Genomic DNA, 18,836 nt, shown 5'->3' on the forward strand with positions numbered 1-18,836 from the left:
GCTACCCGACCGGCCCGGCCCGCGCGGAAGCACCGGCCGATCGCATCCCGAACCTGCCCAGATCGACCGGGACACGGACCGACACCAGCACGTCCTCGCCGTCGATGCGGCACGAGACCACCTCGGCGGACGGACGTTGCGTTGCAGCCAGTGTGCGGGCAGCCGCGCACGGGTCGGACTCCCCCGCGACGTGATCAGCGGCCGCCGCCAGAGCGGACAGGTCAGCGGCCGCCTGGGCACGGTGACGGGCGAGCACGGCGGCACCGACGTAGATCACCATGATCAGAACCGCTGCGAGAGCGGCGATCGCGAACGCGCCCAGCACCGTAGCATTGCCCTGGTCGTCGGACGCCACCCCGCCGACGGCTCTCATGGTTCGACGCCCGGTGCGAAGACCACGTGATCCTCCCCTCGCGGTTCCTTCGCGGCGACGGCCTGCGCCGACACCGCCAGCCCGGGCAGCAACGCCACAGAGGTGCGCACCCGAGCGACGACCCGCTCACCCTGGACCGAGACTGTCACCACCGCCCCCTCCCCCGCCATGCGCTTCGCGACCTCACCCGCCGAATCGTCGCCTGCCGCAGTCAACCGTGCTGCCTCGCGCGCGGCGTCGGTGCAGCGGATCTGAGCCGTCACGCCACCGATCGCACCGACGGCCAGCAGCACCGCGACCACGAGCGCGGCGATCGCGTACGCCGCCTCGACGGTCGCCATCCCGGACTCGTCCCGACCGATCCGAGCCAGACGAATCCTCAACTCACGCAGGCGCATCAGCCCACCGAGGTGTTGAGCGCCTTCCCGATGATGCCCGTCAACGCACTGACGATGTTGTCGCCGGTGATCACCGTGTAAAGGATCGCTCCGAACGCCGCTGCAGCGATCGTTCCGATGGCGTATTCCGCCGTGGACATGCCGTCCTCGTCGGTGATGAGGCGCGTGGCGTGCGCACCGGCACGGTCGAAGATTCGAGAAAGGTTGTGGTTCATGAGTTCTCCTGTCGAGTCAGTCGGCCATCCGGCCCTGCACCTACTTGGACGCATCAGGCGTCCAATCGGATCCACCGATTTCCGGCTCCCGCAAACTCACCACGAATGGAGCTACTCACGACCCCTGGGGGTGGATCTGCCGAAAAATGGTGGGTTTACTCGACGGCGGAACGCATCTCGCCCGGACGGACGATCAGGCCGACGACCAGACACCCAGCTCGTTGCCGCTCGGGTCGGTGAAGTGGAAACGGCGGCCGCCCGGAAAGTCGTACGGACCGTTGACGATTTCGCCACCCGCCGCACGCACCTTCTCCACCGTGGCGTCGAGGTCCTCGGAATACAGAAGAACCAGCGGGCCGCCTCGGGCGGGCGCCGAATCACCGAGCGCGAGACCACCTGCCTCAGGCGAACCGGCCCCGCCCGGTCCGACGATTCCCGCGTAGCCGGGGCCGTAATCGTTGAAGTCCCAGCCGAATGCATCGCCGTAGAACCTGCGCGCCGCCGTCATGTCGGTGACCGTCAGCTCGACGTAGTCGATCGCGTGATGTCGATGTCCGTTGTCCGCCATGTCCCCAGTGTGCTCGCGGGCACCGACAGATGTGAGCGCTCTGCGCGCAAACCCACCACGGATGGAATATCCACCCCCATCGGAGGTAGAGGATCTGTCGAAAAATGGTGGGTTTGCTCGACGACGTCAGAACGCGCCCAGGACCGTCGACGCCAGACCCACCACCACCGGCACGATCCCGAGACAGATGAACGCCGGCAGGAAGCACAATCCGAGCGGGCCGCTGATCGCGACGCCCGCTCGTTCCGCCGCGGCCAGAGCATCGTCGTGCGCGCGGCGTCGAACGTCGTCGGCCAGTTCCGCGAGTCCGCCCGCCAGCGATGAACCGGCTCGAGCCGATCGCCTGGCCAGGGCGGCGAGGGCATCGAGATGGTCGTCGCCCGAGGCCTTCGGGGCGGGATCGGCGTCGAGCAACGCCGACCATGCCGCGTCCGGATCGGCGCCGAGCTGGAGGAGGTCGGCGACGCGCGTGAGTGGCCGAGCGAGCGACGGCGGGGCACGACCGGCGACGACGGCGGCCGCGACTCCCACCGGCAGTCCGGCGCGCAGGCATACGGCGAAGAGGTCGAGGGCGGACGCCACGGCGAAGGGGTCCTCGCGCGGCGGACCGGCACCCAACCACCGCGGGGAGCGGTCGGGGCCCGGCGGTGGGTCGATGACGCGGTACAGCCTCCAGCGCGGTCCGGGCCAGATCATCAGCCCTGCAGCCAGCGACGCCACTGCGACTGCCACTGCGGTCACCGAGCCAGCACCTTTCCGGTGATCCGTTCGGACCAAGCGACTCCGGCCGCGGCCAAGACCGTCCCGGCCACCAGCAGGATGCCGCCGAGACCACCGCCGAGGAGCACCTGGATCGGACCCGCGCCGGTCGCCTGACCCAATGCGATCCCGAGCAGGGGCAGCCCGGCCAGCACCATGGCGGTCGCGCGGGGTCCCGACAAACCCGCACGTGTGCGGTCGGCGAATCCCCGGCGTGACCGGAGGTCGGATCGCAACGCGGCCAGCATGTCGACCATCGGCAGGCCGTACTGTTCCGCGGTCTGCCAGGCGACTCCGATCCGACGCCACGACGCAGCCCCCGAACCGACCTCCGAACCCGGCGTCGTTTCCGGATCCGGCTCCCCTCCCTCGATCGCCGACCCGCCGAGCGACGCGCGAGACGCCATCGCCTCGAGCCCGTCGGCGATCTCCGAACAGCCCCGAGGGTCGCCGACCGTGCGCCGGCGTAGTTCGGCGGCGGCGACCTCGCAGGCGTGGACCGGAGGTGCTCCGACGGAGAGCTCCGCGATCATCAGAGACAGCGCCAGCAGCAGATCGTCGAGCTGACGATCGAACTTCTTCTCCGCCAGCCGGCGTCGTCGAATCCACACCACGACGGCCACCACGATCGCAGCCGCGACCGCAGCCGGTAACCCACCGACCACCACGACCGCGGCCGGTGCACCTACGGCGAGCAGCACCGCCGGGTTCGACGACCGGGCGGTGCGGGATCGCCCGACGACCACCCGCAGACGCCGACCAGCGGGCGGTGGTGACCACAGCAGGACACCGAACCCGAGGGCGGCCAGCAGCGGGGTCAGCGGTGGAATCGACATCATGCCGACAGCCGCCGCGACGCGGACTCGTCCCCGAGCTCGTGGTTGTTGTCGTCGTCGAGTCGGCGATGACTCGCGAGCATCGCGTCGAAGAGGTACCGATGATCGGTGAAACCGCTGTCGCGCAACCAGATCGGAACAATGTCGATCCGTCCGTCAGGGGCTCGCCGTACGACGCCGATCTCGACCAGCCCGCGCGACCCGTCGGCCCTGCGCGAGACGCCGAGCACCATCTGCAGGGCTGCCCCCAACTGGCTGTGCAGCGCGTCCCGGCCCATCCCACCCAGTGCGGCAAGGGCTTCCATCCGCGCGGGTACCTCAGAAGTCGAGTTCGCGTGCACCGTACCGGCGCTGCCGTCGTGTCCGGTGTTGAGTGCGGTGAGCAAGTCGATGACCTCGCCGCCGCGCACCTCCCCCACGACGATCCGGTCGGGTCGCATCCGGAGCGCCTGCCGGACGAGTGCCCGCACCGGAACCTCACCCACCCCCTCGACATTCGCCGCGCGCGCCACCAGCCGCACCACTTGAGGGTGCCGAGGCGCGAGTTCGAGGGCGTCTTCGACACACACGACGCGCTCACGGGGATCCATCGCACCGATCAAGGCGTTGAGCAGCGTCGTCTTACCGGATCCCGTACCGCCGATGACCAGAAACGAGAAGCGGTGACGCAAGATCTCCCCGATCATCCCGACCACCTCCGCCGGGATCGTGCCGCTGTCGATCAGACTCGGCAGGTCCTTCGATGCCGACCGCAACACCCTCAGCGAGATACAGGTCCCGTCGGCGGCGAGCGGCGGGATGATCGCGTGTAGACGGACTGTGTATCCGCGGCGGCCGACATTCGACAACTGCCCGTCGACCCACGGTTGGGCGTCGTCGAGGCGACGCCCGGCACTCAACGCGAGACGCCCCGCCAGACGGCGGACCGATGCCTCGTCGGGAAAACGGATCGTCGTCGTCTCGAGTCCACGGCCACGGTCGACCCACACGTCGTCGGGTCCGGCGACGAGGATGTCCGCGATGTCGGGTTCAGCGAGGAGGGCCTCGAGTTTGCCGGCGCCGGTGAGTTCGGTCTGGAGGAAGCGGAGTGCCGCGAGCAGGTCGGTGTCGCCGAGTACGCCGCCGGCTTCGGCGCGAATCGCCTCGGCGATGACCGCGGGACTCGGGTCGGCGGCGTCCGCGGCCAGGCGAGACCGGACGCGTTCGAGCAGGTCGTCGTCGGTGCGTTCCGGTGTCACGCCGCCCTCCCCTGCCCGGCGACTCTCGTGTGGACGGCGCGGGCGGCACGACCGAGCGGGCTGCGGGGTCGAACACGCAGCGGTCCGCCCTCGAGTCGGACCGGGAGACGCGGGTCCGGCCGGAATGCAGCGATCAGCGGCACACCGATCGCGTCGGCGACCTGGGCGGGGCGTAACCCGCCCGGCGACGGACCTCGGATCACCAGTTCGACGGCGACCTCGTCACCGATGAGACGGCCGACGACACGCCGCGCCGCGGCGCAACCACCGACCGAGGGCGCCGAGACCAGCACGACGAGATCCGCCGACGCGATCGCCGTGCGGACGACGGGGGTATCGGCGCGAGGAAGATCGAGCACTACCAGATCTCCATGGGTCTGACCTGCGTCGATGACCGCGGCAACCGCATCCGCTCCCGGTCCGTGGGTCGGGAGACGCTCGGAGGTCAACACCGCGAGACCGCTCTCCGCACGGGGGAGGGCGTGGTGCAGTGCCGTTCCACCGACGACCCCGCCGTCGAGGGTGAGGTCCTGCCAGCGCAGTCCCGGACGCTGCTCGATCCCGAGCAGGAGGTCCGCGCCCGGCGCGACCTCGTCGAGATCGAGCAGCAGGGTGGGGGCTCCCCGCCCGACGCTGGTGAGAGCCACCGCGGCGGCCAGCGTCGACGCACCTGCACCGCCGTGCGCGCCGATGACCGCCACGACCCCGGCAGGCCGGCGTCGTGGCACGCGCACCTCCGTCAACGCCCTGACCAGGCGACTCTCGCCGGACGGCAACGCGGCCGCGTCGGTCGCGCCGAGGTCCATCGCCAATCGCCAGGTGTCGGTCTGTGGTTCGTCGGCGCTGACCAGGATCAGTCCGTCGCGACGCGGCGGATGAATGAGGGAGAGGACCGCGATCGCGGCCGGATCGGCAACCACCGCCCGGGCGGTGAGCCACTCCCGGCGACAGTCGTCGGCTCGACCGAACACTGTTCGGTAACCGGCGGCCGCCGCGCAGCGCGCGACGTCGTCGTGCAGGTCCGGGTCGACGAGAACGAGCAAGTCATCGGGCATGCGTCGATGTTGACGCGGAGAAGGCTCCATCAGACGGCGTTGCCTGCACCTGTGGAGATACCGAGCATGCTGTGGATCGAATCCACAGCATCACGGACGGGCGGGGTACAACTGATCTCAGGCTGCCGACCCCTAAATAGAAGACAACCCCGGCCAGGGGGGGAGGAGGCCGGGGTTGTCGCGTTTCAGCCCCGGGGGGTCGGGCTGAAAGGCGCCGGTATCAGAACCGGGTACCGACGACTATACACACGGATTCGGATTCTTTGCAAGTACAACAATCCCATTTCGCAAATGTCCGTTCTGCTCTGCCGGACCCCACGACGGCAATACCGGCCACGGCACCGATCGCATTTCCTCAAGGAAGATTGCAGTCGGTGAATTCCGGACGCACCACGACGCCGATTGGCGTCGCGGGCGGCCTGGGCCGCCCCGATCGTCATGACGAACCAGCCTCCGCCAGCAGCTCGAGGGCTCCCGCACGACGCGCTACCCGAACACGCAGAGAGCGTCGATTGCCGGCCTTCGGAGTTCCGAATGCGCTGCCCTGCAGCACTTCCCGCCGATTCGGAGAAGTCGATCAACATTTGGACACCGATCACTTGATGTGACCGCGATCACGGTGTACAACAGTGGTACGGAAGTTCGGAAGGCCAAGCCCGATCCGGAAGAGAAGGACCGAGCCCCCAAGCCGAGCACTTCCCAGCACGGGCGGCAAGTACCCACGCGGAGCACGCCGCATAGAGGCAAAAGCGTTGTGCGCCTGCGAAATCGCGACCAGGAGAAACGATCGCCACACTTGATGCGCCACAGCCTTCCCCCGACGGTAGACAGCCCGGGGAGAACGGCCCTGAGATGGCAGCACGTGGACGGTTCGGGCGGCCTGACTCGCGTTCCCTCGCCGAGGCGGTGACCACAACCCACCAAGCACGCTTGGTAACTTGAGTCCGTGCTACGCGGGCGGCAACCTCGTCGGTAACGACAGGGAGGCCGCCCGCAGTGCTGTCCGGGGCCGGAACGTATTACCCCGCCCGGGCCGCATCTGCAATCGACTTCGCCTCCGCCGCACCGGCTTCGAGCGCCTCGCAGCAGAACACGAGCCAGTCCCGCAGTCCGTCCGGACTGCCCGAGGCGAACGCCGCGGACAGCGACCGATACTCCGCCACTCGCTTGAACCAGGTGACCTCCGGGACGCCCAGACAGTGGGGGTCGAGTCCGGTCGCCGCACCGACCAGCCTCGACGCGGCACGTGCGACCACGCCGTTGGCCGTGGGGAACGGTTCGAGCCCGAGAAGCTCCCCGTGCACCACCGCGGTGAGCACCGGCGCCGGCACAGATGTCGCACCGGTTATCAACTGCCCCAACAGGTCGAGACGTTCTGCAACATCCGTCTCAGCGCGCGGTCGGCCGAGCTGATCGGGATGCTCGACCAGGTCAGCCGCCGCCAGTGTGTGTAGCCGCGCAAGCGCCTGAGCAGGGGCGCGTCGGACCACGCCGGTCAGGATCTCGAGGGATTCCCCGTCGAGCGCCTGGGACACACGCATCGCGCCGGCGAGAATCGGATCGTCGAAGTCCCCGTCGCGTCGGAGTTCGACACTTCCCCCGTCGATCGCGGCCGACGAACGACCGGCACGCCACGACGCCTCGGTGGCCGTCTTGTCCCATCCGCGCAGGTTGGCGGGGTGCCGGTGCACCGCGGACAACGCGTCACGCGCCCGGTCCGCCGCATCGGCCACGCCCGGAAGGTCCAGTAGCGGGGCCAGAGGATCGTTGGTCACGCCCCGACGATAGTTGCGCGAACACATCGCGTGTTCCCGGGACCCGATTCCGGAGCCCCGAGGCCATGACGATCGGCTCGCGACGGAAGTGGTTCAACCGACCGACAAAACCGAAACCACATCGAGTGGCTGCGCCGAACCATCAGCGCGCTTATTGTTAGTGACGGTTTCGGACATTTGTCCTAACCCATTCCCGTGGGGTCCTCACGGGCCACACCGACGCTTTCTGCACAATCACGGGCGACCGCTCATCGCGGCGGAGCCGCCGCTCATCGCGAATCGATCACGCTCGGCGGAGCACCGGTACCCGGTTGCAACCTGACGTGACTACGCTCACATCAGCGATCCGTCATCCCGCCGGGTCACCTTTTACTGTGGGTTGACCCGCCGTCGAGAAGCGAAAGGCTCATTTCACCGATGTCTTCCACCACCGTCCAGGCGTACCCGCCGTCCGAGGAGTTCGCCGCGCAGGCCAATGCCTCCGCCGAGATCTACGCCCGTGCAGACGCCGACCGACTCGAATTCTGGGCGGAACAGGCACGCCGTCTCGATTGGGCCACCGACTTCACCGACACCCTCGACTGGTCGGACGCCCCGTTCGCCAAGTGGTTCGTCGGCGGCAAGCTCAATGTCTCGGTCAACTGCGTGGACCGGCACGTCGCCGCAGGTAAGGGTGATCGTGTCGCCATCCACTGGGTCGGCGAACCCGGCGACACCCGCGACCTCACCTACAGCCAGCTGCTGGCCGAGGTCAGCAAGGCCGCGAACTACTTCGCCTCGATCGGCCTGGAGGCCGGCGACCGCGTCGCCATCTACATGCCGATGGTTCCCGAGGCCCTGATCTCGATGCTCGCGTGTGCGCGTCTCGGACTCACCCACTCGGTGGTGTTCGCCGGCTTCTCGTCGGGCGCGTTGCGCTCCCGCGTCGACGACGCCGAGGCCAAGCTCGTCATCACCACCGACGGCCAGTACCGCCGCGGTGAGCCCGCTCCCCTCAAGACCCACGTCGACGAGGCGCTGGGCACCGGCGTCGACGCCGCGAAGTCGGTCGAGAAGGTCCTCGTCGTCCGTCGCACCGACCACGACCCCGACCTGAACTGGGTCGAGGGCCGCGACGTGTGGTGGGAGGACACCGTCGACCAGCAGTCCGACGTCCACGAGCCGGAGGCGTTCGACTCCGAGCATCCGCTGTTCCTGCTCTACACCTCGGGCACCACCGGCAAGCCCAAGGGCATCGTCCACTCCTCCGGCGGCTACCTGACCCAGGTGAGCTACACCTTCCACTACGTCTTCGACCACAAGGAAAGCCGGGACGTCTTCTGGTGTGGCGCCGACATCGGCTGGGTGACCGGCCACTCGTACCTCGTCTACGGCCCGCTCTCCAACGGCGCCACCGAGGTCGTCTACGAGGGCACCCCCAACTCGCCCAACGAGCACCGCCACTTCGAGATCATCGAGAAGTACGGCGTCACCATCTACTACATCGCCCCGACCCTGATCCGCACGTTCATGAAGTGGGGCCAGCAGATCCCCGAAGCCCACGATCTGTCGTCGATCCGCCTCCTCGGCAGCGTCGGCGAGCCGATCAATCCCGAGGCGTGGAAGTGGTTCCGCCAGGTCATCGGGGGCGGCAAGGCACCGATCGTCGACACCTGGTGGCAGACCGAGACCGGCGCGATCATGATCTCGCCGCTGCCCGGTGTGACCGAGACCAAGCCCGGCTCGGCGATGAAACCGCTGCCCGGCATCAGCGCGAACATCGTCGACGACGCGGGCAAGCCCGTCAGCGCAGGCGAGCAGGGCTACCTCGTCCTCGATCAGCCGTGGCCGGCGATGCTGCGCGGCATCTGGGGTGACGAGGAGCGTTTCCGCGAGACCTACTGGTCCCGATTCGCCGACCAGGGCTGGTACTTCGCCGGTGACGGTGCCCGCTACGACGAGGACCACGCCCTCTGGGTCCTCGGCCGCGTGGACGACGTGATGAACGTGTCCGGCCACCGCATCTCGACCGCAGAGGTCGAGTCGGCCCTCGTCGGCCACTCCGGCGTGGCCGAGGCCGCGGTCATCGGCGCCGCCGACGAGACCACCGGACAGGGCATCGTCGCCTTCGTCATCCTCCGGGAGGGCGTCGAGAACACCGGCGACGAGCTGATCGCCGAGCTGCGCCAGCAGGTGTCGGTGGAGATCTCCCCGATCGCCAAGCCGCGCGAGATCAACGTCGTGCCGGAGCTGCCCAAGACGCGATCGGGCAAGATCATGCGTCGCCTGCTCAAGGATGTCGCCGAGGGCCGCGAGCTCGGCGACACCTCGACGCTCGTCGATCCTGCGGTCTTCGAGGCGATCCGGGCGAAGAAGGCCTGATCCTTCGAGACGCTCACTCCACGAGGGAACGGACAGCGTCGATGCGCCACCGGTGAACGCCTCACCGGTGGCGCATCGCGCGTTCCGGGCCACTTCATCGACGCCTCGCCGGGTGGGCCGCCACCTCGCGAGCCCACGCATGGCAACATATGGCATCAGCCGAACAACGGAGGATTCTGTGAGCCCCAACGAGCACGGCCTGCCCGAAGCGGGCCGGGACTCCGTCCCGTCGATCCCCCGGGACTCCGTCCCCTCGATCCCACTGTCCGACGCGAACGCCGGCCCGAACGGTGAGCCGAGTATCGGGAGCCTGGTCAAGGACGCCACCGCGAGTGTCTCGACGCTGTTCCGGTCCGAAGTCGCCCTGGCCAAGGCCGAACTCGTCGGTGAGGCCAAGAAGGCGGGCGCGGGAACGGGTCTGCTGATCGTCGCCGGCGTGATGGCGCTGTACTCCAGCTTCTTCTTCTTTTTCTTCCTGGCCGAACTGCTCGACGAGTTCGTGTGGCGCTGGCTGGCGTTCCTCATCGTCTTCCTGATCCTGGTCGTGGTCACCTGCGTCGCAGCCCTCGTCGGGTACATCTTCTTCAAGAAGGTCCGTGGCCCGAAGAAGACGATGGAGTCCGTCAACGAGCTGTCCTCCGTGCTGCCCAACCGCGGCTCCGACCATTCGCAGGCCCCGGCGCATCCGAGGATTCCTTCCGCCCGCGAGGGCTGAGCATTGAGCGAGGCACCTGACCCCTCGAGCGTTCGTCTTCCCGGCGACTGGGAGCACCTCGACGTCCGCGCCAACGGTGTCCGGTTCCACGCAGTCGAACCGGCGGGGCTCCCCACCGGCGACCGGCCGCTCATACTGCTGCTGCACGGCTTCGGCGAGTTCTGGTGGAGCTGGCGACATCAGCTGAGAGCACTCAGCGCGGCCGGCTTCCGGGCCGTCGCAGTCGACCTGCGCGGCTATGGCGACACCGACAAGCCACCGCGCGGCTACGACGGCTGGACCCTGGCCGGCGACACCAACGGTCTCGTCCGAGCTCTCGGACACACCAGTGCGACACTCATCGGGCACTCCGACGGCGGCCTGGTCTGCTGGGCGACAGCGACCCTGCATCCCCGCGTCGTCGACCGGATCGTCGTCCTCGCCTCGCCTCACCCGCGGGCACTGCGCCGGCGCGCGCTACGTGACCGGGCGCAGCGATCACAATTCCTGAAGCCCTTCCTGCGCAACCAGATCCCGCGCCTCGGAGAGCGGCAGGTCACGCGGGACGACGCGGCGTTCATCGCCGACTACTTCGCACAGCGGTCGTCGCCGGCCTGGCGCGCCGAACCCGACTACGCGCAGACCGTCGAACTGAACCGGTCGGCGATGCTGATCCCGTATGTCGCGCATTGCAGTCTGGAGTACCGGCGCTGGGCGTTCCGCTCCCAGTTCCGGCCCGACGGAATGCGTTTCATGGAGCTCATGGACCAGCGGCTGCATCTGCCGGTACTCGCGCTACGCGGCCGCGACGACCCGTACATACTGAACGACGCCATGGCCGACGGCCATCGGTGGGCGGCGCACCAGACCTACCGGCAGCTCGAGGGCAGCGGACACTTCGTGCACCAGGAACAGCCCGCGGCGGTGACCGAGGCGATCCTCGACTTCCTCCGTACGAAACCGGAAGCGACCAACGACGTCGCCGCGAAGAAAGCCCGGCGGATCAGGCCAGCACGCACCTCTTGGTACTCACCCGATCGCTTCGCCGCTCGGATTCGTCGAAGTCGGCACGCACCTGACGGGCGGTGAGCACGAAGCCGGTCTCGTCGGCCGCGTTCTCCGCCGCACCGAACACGACGCCGAGCACCTCACCGTCTGAGTTCAGCAACGGCCCACCGGAATTGCCCTGCCGGATCGAACCGCGGACCGCATAGACCTCACGCGTGACCTGGCCGGTCCGGTAGATGTCGTCACCGGTGTGCATGAACGCCGACCGCACCCGCAGCGGACTGATGTAGAACGGGCCGGCCTCCGGGAAGCCGAGCGCGATGGCGTCGTCGCCGGTCGATGCGGGCCGTGAGGCGAACTTCAGGGCGGGGGCCCGCAGGCCCGGGACATCGAGGACGGCGATGTCGTTGTCGCTGTCGAAGAGGACGGCCTTCGCGGGCAACCGGGCCCCGGTCGAGGTCTCCACCTCCAGACGCTCGGTCCCGGCCACGACGTGGGCATTGGTCATCACACGCTCGGGTGAGACGACGAAGCCGCTGCCCTCGAGGGCCTGACGGCAACTGGGTGCGACACCTTCGATCTTGACGACGCTCGGCCTTGCCTGGCGGACCACAGGTAGGCCGGCCAGTGCCGGGTCAGGAGGGTCGACGTTGGTCGACGGCGAGCTCACGAACGGGAACTTGGGCAGCCCCGAACTGTCGAGGAGGGCCTTGAAATCGCCGGGCAGATCGTTGACCCACTGCGGCGACAGCACCTCGACGCCGGTCAGGATCTTGGAGTCGCGCACCGCGCCGGCGATCGCCGGGTCGGCGGAACCGCGCAAGGGGATCGCGAGCAATCCCGCCGCGAGGAGAACGGCCACCACCTGGAGTATCGAACCGACGCCGCTGTCGATGGCCCGCAGCCCAGGCGACCGGATGCCGCCACGTGCGGCGCGACCCAGCACCGTGCCGGCCACCTCACCGATGACCACCAGCACGACGAGGACGAGGATCCCGACGAGTACACGAACCTGCAGGTCGTCGAACCGCTCGATCAGATGTGGGGCCAGCAACAACCCGGCCACCGCACCCAGCGCAACGCCGATGAACGCCAGCGCTGAGGCGACGGCACCGGATCGGTAACCGCTGATCGCCGCGAGGAGCGCGATGACGATGACGATGACATCGACCCAGGTGGAGCCCGTCATCAGCCCGCACCCGGTTCGCCATGGGTGTCCGGGTCGACCATCCCGCGCGGATGGACGGCGCTGAATCCCGATTCCTGACGGTTGCCGGCGCGTTCGATCATCTCGTCGAGCGGCCGGATGTCGTTCTTGTCCCAGGGCCTGTCCCACCCGGATGCCTCGCTGATGGCCGCGATGAGTCCGCCGGTGAAACCCCAGACCAGCAGACCGTCGACGAAGAAGGCCGGCCCCTGATAGAGGCGACCACCCATCACCGAGCGACGCACCTGGAAGCGGTTCTCGGGTGCGAGGAGCTCACGCAGGTTGATGCGGTCGACGCGGGCGGTCTCGCCCGGGTCGACGACGCGGACCTCACTCGGCTCGTGCCACCAGCCGATGACCGGCACCACGTCGAAGCCCGACGGTGGAACCGGAAAGGTCGGCAGGCTGGCCAGGATGTGCACGCCCGATGCATCGAGTCCCGTCTCCTCGCGGGCCTCGCGCAGTGCGGTGCCGACCGGGAAGTCGTCACCCGGATCGGCGGCACCACCGGGGAACGCGACCTGCCCGCTGTGCTGACGAAGCGTCGACGCGCGTTCGGTCAGCAGCACCTCGGCGTCGGCCGGAACGCCGCCGGGATGGTCGTCGGCGGCCTCCCAGGAACCGGAGAACAGCACGAGGACCGCAGCCGCGCGACGATCACGGATGAACAACTGGGCCCATCGCGTGCGGTCCCCACCACGATTGTTGACGCTCTCGGAGACGGCGGCGACGTCGCTGGTCAGCGGATGCAACCACGGCGGGATCTCGTCGTGATGGACGAGCGGGCCGACGTGCGGGTGATCGTTCATACCGTCACGTCCAGGTACTCCTCGACCGCGTCGGCGATCTCCTGCGGACTGTCGAACACCCCGGGATACACCTTGGCGATCGAGCCGTCGGGACGCAGGAAGACGGTCGACGGGAAGACTCGCGGCGCGGTGATGGCGGCGGCCACCCGGCCGTCGGGATCGAGCACGGACGGCAAGCGAACTCCGATCTCGGTGAGCAGTGTCAGCGGGAAGAACGGGTTGGTCCCGCCCTCCTTGGCATGGAGTGCCAGCACCGTGACGCGGTCGCCGGCGCGGGCCGCGAATTCCTCGAAGTAGGGCAACTCGGTCTTGCAGGGTCCGCACCATTGCGCCCACACGTTGATGACGAGGGGCTTGCCCGCGGTGGCTGCGCCGATGTCGTACGGCGCGCCGGTCCCCAGACACGGTTCGACGATCCCGGCCAGGACCGAACCCGGGCTCTCCGGCAGTCCGGTGACCGGGCAGTCGGCGAGCGCCGCGTCGGTGCGTGCCTTCGCCACGCGCGCCTCGTCGACCGGCGCGTCCAAGGGCCGGACACCGCTGACCGACGGCGGTGCGCCGGTGGTCGGCGACGGGGCCTCACCGCGGGGCCAGATCGCGACGATGAGCGCGACCATCACGATGACGAAGACGAGGGTCCAGCGCGCTGCGGCCGGGAAGCGGGAGGCCGGTGGCATGAGGCTCGGAGAGGAATCGGCGGGCTGAGGAGTCGCCGGTGCGGGGGTGTTGTCGTTCACGGCGCGGCGAGTCCCGCCAGTCGGAGCAGGTGGTCGGTCTCCGGACCCTTGACCAGCGCGGCGGCCTCGGCCTTGTCCATCGGACCCGTGCCCACCGCGGGGCAGTCCTTGGCGAGGATGCACACGCCACAGGCCGGTTTGCGGGCATGGCACACACGACGGCCGTGGAAGATCACGCGGTGTGACAGGTCGGTCCACTCCCTGCGCTCGATCAGCTCGCCGACGGCGTGCTCGACCTTCACCGGGTCCTCTTCCTCGGTCCACTGCCAGCGCCGGACGAGTCGACCGAAGTGCGTGTCGACGGTGATGCCGGGGATCCCGAACGCATTGCCCAGGACGACGTTGGCCGTCTTGCGGCCGAAGCCGGGTAGCGACACCAGGTCCTTCAGGTTGTTGGGGACCTCGCCGTCGTAGCGCTCGACGAGGGCCTGGCCGAGTCCGATGATCGCATTCGCCTTGTTCCGGTAGAAGCCGGTGGAGCGGATCATCTCCTCGAGTTCGGTGCGGTCGGCCTCGGCGTAGTCGCGGGCGGTGCGGTACTTCGCGAACAGCGCCGGGGTGGTCTGGTTGACCCGCACGTCGGTGCACTGCGCCGACAGGATCGTGGCCACCGACAGCTCGAGTGGGTTGGTGAAGTCGAGTTCGCAGTAGACGTGCGGAAACGCGATCTTGAGGGTGCGGTTCATCCGTCGCGCGCGTCGGACCAACCCGAGGGGGGTCTCCTGCTTGCGTGCCGGGGCCTGACCCACCGACGCAGCCTTCCGTGCGCTCACGTGATTCAGGTTAGCGATGTGCTGGGCGAACTCCGCTCATCACGGCCCACGACGGTCGCGCCGAACCGTGGGTCCGGCAGCATCACCCCAGGTCAGGGACCTCATCACGGCGCCGGTGTGAGCTACGTGGCTCGACGGGCCGGGATGAGGGACACAACCTACGGTCAGGTAACAAGTCAGTGACGTCGTCCCATCCGATGAGGATTCTGCGCGGCCGATTGTGTTTACTTGTCCCCATGCATGGTCTCGCAGCACTGCTGTTCCCGGCGGTACTCATGCTCTTCGCCATGGGCATGGACAAGGTGCAGGCCCGGATCGACCGCGTGTCCGTCTCCAACGACGACGTCGACGAATTCATCGACCGCACGGGGTCCCAGAACGCCGGTAAGCCGCCTCGCGATCCCGCACCCGCCGCACTCCACGAACTTCGGCCCCACCGCTTCCCCGGCCACGAACCGGCGACCGCCGATCACGCCGCCTCGCCAAAGCGAGCCAGCTGATCCACCGCCCCCCACTCGCCGTCCGGTCCGCCCGGACGCGTCCTTTGCGGTGTTCTCCGGCCGATCGCGGCCGCTGATCGCCGAACCCGGGCATCTCGTCGGTCAGACACACACTCATTGCACCGTCAGTGACCCATTCAACACATATGCTCGTGCGCGGGGTAGCGTATCCAAGGGCGCGATCTCACAACGTGGCTGTAGCAAAGATTTCGAGAAAGGTTCCCTAGGTGGAAGAAGTACTGGCGCGGGCAGGCATATTTCAGGGCGTCGAGCCCTCTGCCGTCGCGGCGCTGACCAAGCAGCTTCAGCCCGTGGATTTCCCTCGTGGACACGTGATCTTCCATGAAGGCGAGCCCGGTGACCGGCTCTACATCATCATGTCCGGCAAGGTGAAGGTCGGCCGACGTTCACCCGACGGCCGAGAGAACCTGCTGACGATCATGGGACCGTCGGACATGTTCGGTGAGCTCTCCATCTTCGACCCGGGCCCCCGTACCTCGTCGGCGACGACGGTGACCGAGGTCCGCGCGGTGTCGATGGACCGTGACGCCCTGCGCGCGTGGATCAAGGATCGTCCCGAGATCGCCGAGCAGCTGCTCCGCGTGCTGGCCCGTCGTCTGCGCCGCACCAACAACAACCTCGCCGACCTGATCTTCACCGACGTGCCCGGTCGCGTCGCGAAGCAGCTCCTGCAGCTCGCGCAGCGTTTCGGCACCCAGGAGGGCGGCGCCCTGCGCGTCACCCATGACCTGACCCAGGAAGAGATCGCCCAGCTGGTCGGCGCCTCGCGCGAGACCGTGAACAAGGCACTCGCCGACTTCGCCCAGCGCGGCTGGCTGCGCCTCGAGGGCAAGAGCGTCCTGATCGCCGACTCCGAGCGCCTGGCGCGTCGCGCACGCTGACGAACCACAAGAGCCGCTCGTTCCTTCGGGAGCGAGCGGCTCTTGCTTTCGGCCTCAGGCCTCGCGCAGGTACTCCAGCTGCGCCTTCACCGACATCCGCGCCGCCGGCCACAGCTTCTTGTCGACGTCGGAGTAGACGCGGCGCACGACCTTCATCGGCTTGGCCTCGTGCGGAGAGACGCCCATGGCGTCGAGGGCGGCGACGATCTGATCGATCCGCTCCTCGCGATGAGTCTTGTAGAACCGGGCGACCGGCACGAGATCCGGATGGTCGGGGCCATGTGCCGGAAGCAGCGCCGCGCCTTCACCTTCGACGATGAGCCGGTTCAGCGAGTTGAGATAGTCCCGCAGCCCGCCGTCGCTTGGGTCGAGCACGGTCGTGCCGCTGCCCAGGATGGTGTCGCCGGTGAGCACCGCACGCCGGTCCTCGTGCTCGACGAGGAAACTCACCGAGTCCCCGGTGTGTCCGGGCGTGTGCAGCACCGTGATCCGCAGGCCGGCGACCTCGATGACCTCGCGGTCGCGCAGGGGATCGGCATTCCGGCAGAACTTCTCCAGACGGGCGCGCACGGGTGCACCCGTCCGCTTGTGCAGACGGGCCACACCGCCGGTGTGGTCGAAGTGCCGGTGCGTGATCAGGGTGAGCGCGACGGGGAGCTCCGCAAGACGTCGGGCATGGTGCTTGTACTTCGGTGGACCGGGATCGACGACGACGCACTCGTCACTGCCCGGTGCGCGCAACACGTAGGTGTTGGTCCCGTCGAGCTCCATCATCCCGGAGTTGTCGCACAGCAGGACCGACGCGAAGGGGGTTACCTCTCGGAGCACCCCGTAGGCGGGGTGGACGGCGGCGTCATCGTTCGGGGTGCTCATGGTGTCCGAGCCTATCGACTGACGACGGCCCCGGTCACCCGGCTCGGCCATCCGGCCACCGTGAGCCGATCCCGACTCAGCCCTTGCTGCGAGTCGTGCCCTCGAAGATGTTCCACGAACGGTTGTCATTCCGGACATGCAGGTACCACGCGTAGTTCGCGGTCGTCGCGTACAGCGCACCGACACCACACGCGATGGCCATGTCGAAGCTGCTCGGGACGTTCAGGGCCAGGAGCAGCGCATTGAAGACCAGCGTCAGCCCGAACAGCATCAGGCCTTTGCGCCACATGCCCTTAACCGCGAAGTAGATCGGCCCGAAGAAGAACGCCAGTGGATTGAAGGTGATGCGCACCCGTTGCCCGAAGGGCAAGTGTTTCATCGCCTCTCGGGACGGCGGATCCGCCGGCGGGCCGTAGGCGTCGAAGAAGGCGAATCGGCTGTGCCAGCTCGGCGGTACGGCGTGGTCACGGAGGGGCTGTTCGGAGAAGGTCATCTGTTCCTCAGACCCCACTGACCGGGGTGCCGTTCACGGACTGGTCCGACGCCTCGTCGAGCACGGTCGGCGCGACCTGATCCTGCAGACTGCGCAGGAGCGCGGCGCCCTGGGTGATGACGCCGGTCATGATCTCGTTGACGCCCTCGGCGCCGTTGTACACCGTGAGGTTGGCGGTGCTGAGCCCCTTGGCGACTTCACCCACGAGGGTCGGCAGCGCCTCGATGAGCTGCTGGTCGAGCGCGATCCGGTTGTGCTGCGCGGCGGCGGCCGACTGGATCTCCACGGCCTTCGCCTCGGCCTCGGCCTCGGCGATGATCGCGCGGCGACGCGCCTCGGCCTCGGCCGGCTTCACGACCTCCGAGATCAGTTCCTGCTCACGCAGTTCGGCCTGCGCCTGCGCCAGCACCGACTGCTCGCGGATGACTTCCTGGTTGACCCTCGCCTGGGCGAGCGGGCCGGCCTGGGCGGCCTCGGCGTTGGCCTTGTCGGTCTCGGCCTTGATGGCCGCGCGCTTGATCGCGGTCTCCCGCTCGTAGTCGGCCTGGTTGCGCAGGGACTCCTGCTGCGCCTTCGCCGATTCCTGGTCGGCCCGAGCACGTTCCACAGCGGCCTCGCGCTGCACCTTCGCGATGTTCGGTGCGGCAAGCGCGTTGATGTAGCCGGAGTCCATGTCGTGGATCGACTGGATCTGGAACGAGTCGACCACCAGGCCGATCGATCCCATCTCCCTCTTCGAGGCCTCGAGCACCTGCCGGGCGAGGGTGTCGCGTTCGCGGATGATCTGCTCCACCGTCATGGAACCGACGATCGATCGGAGATGGCCGGAGAAGATCTGTCCGGTCAGCTGATTCATCTCGTTCTCCTGCTCGGAGATGAATCGCTGGCCGGCGTTGACGATCGACACGACGTCGTTGCCGACCTTGTGCGCGATCACTGCGCGGACGTTGAGCTGGATGCCCTGCGTGGTCACGCAGACCTCACGGATCGAGGCCTCGTGCAATGCCATCGACAGGAACCGGACCTTGCGGAAGAAGGGCATCACCCATTTGCCGTGGCCGACGATCACGACGAACGGTGCGTCGCCCTCATGGGCCTTCGCACCCGAGATGAGCATCGCCTCGTCGGGTTCCGGGACGTAGTAACCGAGCATGCTCTTCTCCTCGCGTCAGGTGCGTCTTGCATTGTTTCGTGTCGTCACATCAAGGTTGCCGATCGCAAATCATCGCATCGTTGCAGCACATACTGCCTCATCTCGCTGC

Annotated in this window: 21 protein-coding genes; 5 read left to right on the top strand and 16 right to left on the bottom strand. The window is 68.1% G+C overall.

Going from position 1 to position 18,836, the window contains the following annotated elements:
• Position 1: 1 nt before the first annotated feature.
• From IHQ52_RS02150 to IHQ52_RS02190, 9 genes are all read right to left on the bottom strand, one after another.
• Positions 2-373: an Rv3654c family TadE-like protein gene (locus IHQ52_RS02150; RefSeq protein WP_024499538.1), complete on the bottom strand. Its 372-nt coding sequence runs from the start codon at positions 371-373 to the stop codon at positions 2-4.
• Positions 370-771, bottom strand: a complete 402-nt coding sequence (locus tag IHQ52_RS02155; RefSeq protein WP_024499539.1) for a TadE family type IV pilus minor pilin — start codon at positions 769-771, stop codon at positions 370-372. Before IHQ52_RS02155 ends, IHQ52_RS02150 begins: the two co-directional genes overlap by 4 nt.
• Positions 771-986, bottom strand: coding sequence for a DUF4244 domain-containing protein (locus tag IHQ52_RS02160; protein WP_006435079.1), 216 nt, complete (start codon positions 984-986; stop codon positions 771-773). Before IHQ52_RS02160 ends, IHQ52_RS02155 begins: the two co-directional genes overlap by 1 nt.
• A 193-nt stretch (positions 987-1,179) precedes the next feature.
• Positions 1,180-1,554, bottom strand: coding sequence for a VOC family protein (locus IHQ52_RS02165; RefSeq protein ID WP_024499540.1), 375 nt, complete (start codon positions 1,552-1,554; stop codon positions 1,180-1,182).
• 126 nt (positions 1,555-1,680) lie between these two features.
• On the bottom strand, positions 1,681-2,295 hold the full coding sequence (locus tag IHQ52_RS02170) for a type II secretion system F family protein (protein WP_024499541.1): 615 nt from the start codon (positions 2,293-2,295) through the stop codon (positions 1,681-1,683).
• Positions 2,292-3,149, bottom strand: coding sequence for a type II secretion system F family protein (locus IHQ52_RS02175; RefSeq protein ID WP_394854768.1), 858 nt, complete (start codon positions 3,147-3,149; stop codon positions 2,292-2,294). The genes IHQ52_RS02170 and IHQ52_RS02175 overlap by 4 nt, the downstream gene beginning before the upstream one ends.
• Complete coding sequence (locus IHQ52_RS02180; RefSeq protein WP_024499543.1) at positions 3,149-4,387, bottom strand: TadA family conjugal transfer-associated ATPase; 1,239 nt, start codon at positions 4,385-4,387, stop codon at positions 3,149-3,151. Before IHQ52_RS02180 ends, IHQ52_RS02175 begins: the two co-directional genes overlap by 1 nt.
• Entirely contained in the window at positions 4,384-5,442 is a 1,059-nt protein-coding gene (gene ssd / locus IHQ52_RS02185; RefSeq protein WP_024499544.1) for a septum site-determining protein Ssd, read from the bottom strand. Before ssd ends, IHQ52_RS02180 begins: the two co-directional genes overlap by 4 nt.
• A 1,019-nt stretch (positions 5,443-6,461) precedes the next feature.
• On the bottom strand, positions 6,462-7,217 hold the full coding sequence (locus IHQ52_RS02190) for a Fic family protein (RefSeq protein WP_024499545.1): 756 nt from the start codon (positions 7,215-7,217) through the stop codon (positions 6,462-6,464).
• A 417-nt stretch (positions 7,218-7,634) separates the two neighbouring features.
• Here IHQ52_RS02190 and acs point away from each other — a divergent pair, with 417 nt between their 5' ends.
• The 3 genes from acs (at position 7,635) to IHQ52_RS02205 (ending at position 11,361) form a co-directional block, all read left to right on the top strand.
• The gene (gene acs, locus IHQ52_RS02195; protein ID WP_024499546.1) at positions 7,635-9,578 is read left to right on the top strand and encodes an acetate--CoA ligase; all 1,944 of its coding nucleotides are present in this window, start codon (positions 7,635-7,637) and stop codon (positions 9,576-9,578) included.
• A 178-nt stretch (positions 9,579-9,756) separates the two neighbouring features.
• Positions 9,757-10,293 (top strand): phage holin family protein, encoded by a 537-nt coding sequence (locus tag IHQ52_RS02200; RefSeq protein ID WP_024499547.1) that lies wholly within the window; start codon positions 9,757-9,759, stop codon positions 10,291-10,293.
• A 3-nt stretch (positions 10,294-10,296) separates the two neighbouring features.
• Complete coding sequence (locus IHQ52_RS02205) at positions 10,297-11,361, top strand: alpha/beta fold hydrolase (protein WP_096272885.1); 1,065 nt, start codon at positions 10,297-10,299, stop codon at positions 11,359-11,361.
• Here the strand turns inward: IHQ52_RS02205 and IHQ52_RS02210 are convergent.
• From IHQ52_RS02210 to nth, 4 genes are read right to left on the bottom strand one after another with little or no spacing between them, the layout of a single operon-like run.
• Positions 11,276-12,469: a MarP family serine protease gene (locus IHQ52_RS02210; protein ID WP_096272883.1), complete on the bottom strand. Its 1,194-nt coding sequence runs from the start codon at positions 12,467-12,469 to the stop codon at positions 11,276-11,278. The genes IHQ52_RS02205 and IHQ52_RS02210 overlap by 86 nt on opposite strands.
• Complete coding sequence (locus tag IHQ52_RS02215; protein WP_096272882.1) at positions 12,469-13,296, bottom strand: NUDIX hydrolase; 828 nt, start codon at positions 13,294-13,296, stop codon at positions 12,469-12,471. Before IHQ52_RS02215 ends, IHQ52_RS02210 begins: the two co-directional genes overlap by 1 nt.
• On the bottom strand, positions 13,293-14,033 hold the full coding sequence (locus IHQ52_RS02220; protein ID WP_096272880.1) for a TlpA family protein disulfide reductase: 741 nt from the start codon (positions 14,031-14,033) through the stop codon (positions 13,293-13,295). The genes IHQ52_RS02215 and IHQ52_RS02220 overlap by 4 nt, the downstream gene beginning before the upstream one ends.
• Complete coding sequence (nth, locus tag IHQ52_RS02225; RefSeq protein WP_191834673.1) at positions 14,030-14,806, bottom strand: endonuclease III; 777 nt, start codon at positions 14,804-14,806, stop codon at positions 14,030-14,032. Before nth ends, IHQ52_RS02220 begins: the two co-directional genes overlap by 4 nt.
• Positions 14,807-15,042: 236 nt before the next feature.
• On the opposite strand from nth, the gene IHQ52_RS02230 reads away from it, so the two are divergent.
• Both IHQ52_RS02230 and IHQ52_RS02235 read left to right on the top strand, forming a co-directional pair.
• Positions 15,043-15,306: a hypothetical protein gene (locus IHQ52_RS02230; RefSeq protein WP_096272875.1), complete on the top strand. Its 264-nt coding sequence runs from the start codon at positions 15,043-15,045 to the stop codon at positions 15,304-15,306.
• Positions 15,307-15,533: 227 nt separating this feature from the next.
• Complete coding sequence (locus IHQ52_RS02235) at positions 15,534-16,208, top strand: Crp/Fnr family transcriptional regulator (RefSeq protein WP_005194565.1); 675 nt, start codon at positions 15,534-15,536, stop codon at positions 16,206-16,208.
• A 54-nt stretch (positions 16,209-16,262) separates the two neighbouring features.
• Here IHQ52_RS02235 and IHQ52_RS02240 read toward each other — a convergent pair whose 3' ends face one another.
• The 3 genes from IHQ52_RS02240 to IHQ52_RS02250 form a co-directional block, all read right to left on the bottom strand.
• Positions 16,263-17,081, bottom strand: coding sequence for an MBL fold metallo-hydrolase (locus tag IHQ52_RS02240; protein ID WP_006435094.1), 819 nt, complete (start codon positions 17,079-17,081; stop codon positions 16,263-16,265).
• A 76-nt stretch (positions 17,082-17,157) separates the two neighbouring features.
• Positions 17,158-17,574, bottom strand: a complete 417-nt coding sequence (locus IHQ52_RS02245; protein WP_006435095.1) for a DUF2628 domain-containing protein — start codon at positions 17,572-17,574, stop codon at positions 17,158-17,160.
• Between the two features lie 7 nt (positions 17,575-17,581).
• Positions 17,582-18,727: an SPFH domain-containing protein gene (locus IHQ52_RS02250; protein ID WP_096272873.1), complete on the bottom strand. Its 1,146-nt coding sequence runs from the start codon at positions 18,725-18,727 to the stop codon at positions 17,582-17,584.
• Positions 18,728-18,836 lie beyond the last annotated feature (109 nt).

The sequence above is a fragment of the Gordonia amicalis genome (assembly GCF_022059885.1).
Taxonomy (GTDB): Bacteria; Actinomycetota; Actinomycetes; order Mycobacteriales; family Mycobacteriaceae; genus Gordonia; species Gordonia amicalis.

Coding starts and splice junctions, on each gene's coding strand:
- IHQ52_RS02150 (WP_024499538.1), bottom strand. CDS start 373: ATGAGAGCCGTCGGCGGGGTGGCGTCCGACGACCAGGGCAATGCTACG.
- IHQ52_RS02155 (WP_024499539.1), bottom strand. CDS start 771: ATGCGCCTGCGTGAGTTGAGGATTCGTCTGGCTCGGATCGGTCGGGAC.
- IHQ52_RS02160 (WP_006435079.1), bottom strand. CDS start 986: ATGAACCACAACCTTTCTCGAATCTTCGACCGTGCCGGTGCGCACGCC.
- IHQ52_RS02165 (WP_024499540.1), bottom strand. CDS start 1,554: ATGGCGGACAACGGACATCGACATCACGCGATCGACTACGTCGAGCTG.
- IHQ52_RS02175 (WP_394854768.1), bottom strand. CDS start 3,149: ATGTCGATTCCACCGCTGACCCCGCTGCTGGCCGCCCTCGGGTTCGGT.
- ssd (WP_024499544.1), bottom strand. CDS start 5,442: ATGCCCGATGACTTGCTCGTTCTCGTCGACCCGGACCTGCACGACGAC.
- acs (WP_024499546.1), top strand. CDS start 7,635: ATGTCTTCCACCACCGTCCAGGCGTACCCGCCGTCCGAGGAGTTCGCC.
- IHQ52_RS02210 (WP_096272883.1), bottom strand. CDS start 12,469: ATGACGGGCTCCACCTGGGTCGATGTCATCGTCATCGTCATCGCGCTC.
- IHQ52_RS02215 (WP_096272882.1), bottom strand. CDS start 13,296: ATGAACGATCACCCGCACGTCGGCCCGCTCGTCCATCACGACGAGATC.
- IHQ52_RS02230 (WP_096272875.1), top strand. CDS start 15,043: ATGCATGGTCTCGCAGCACTGCTGTTCCCGGCGGTACTCATGCTCTTC.
- IHQ52_RS02240 (WP_006435094.1), bottom strand. CDS start 17,081: ATGAGCACCCCGAACGATGACGCCGCCGTCCACCCCGCCTACGGGGTG.
- IHQ52_RS02245 (WP_006435095.1), bottom strand. CDS start 17,574: ATGACCTTCTCCGAACAGCCCCTCCGTGACCACGCCGTACCGCCGAGC.
- IHQ52_RS02250 (WP_096272873.1), bottom strand. CDS start 18,727: ATGCTCGGTTACTACGTCCCGGAACCCGACGAGGCGATGCTCATCTCG.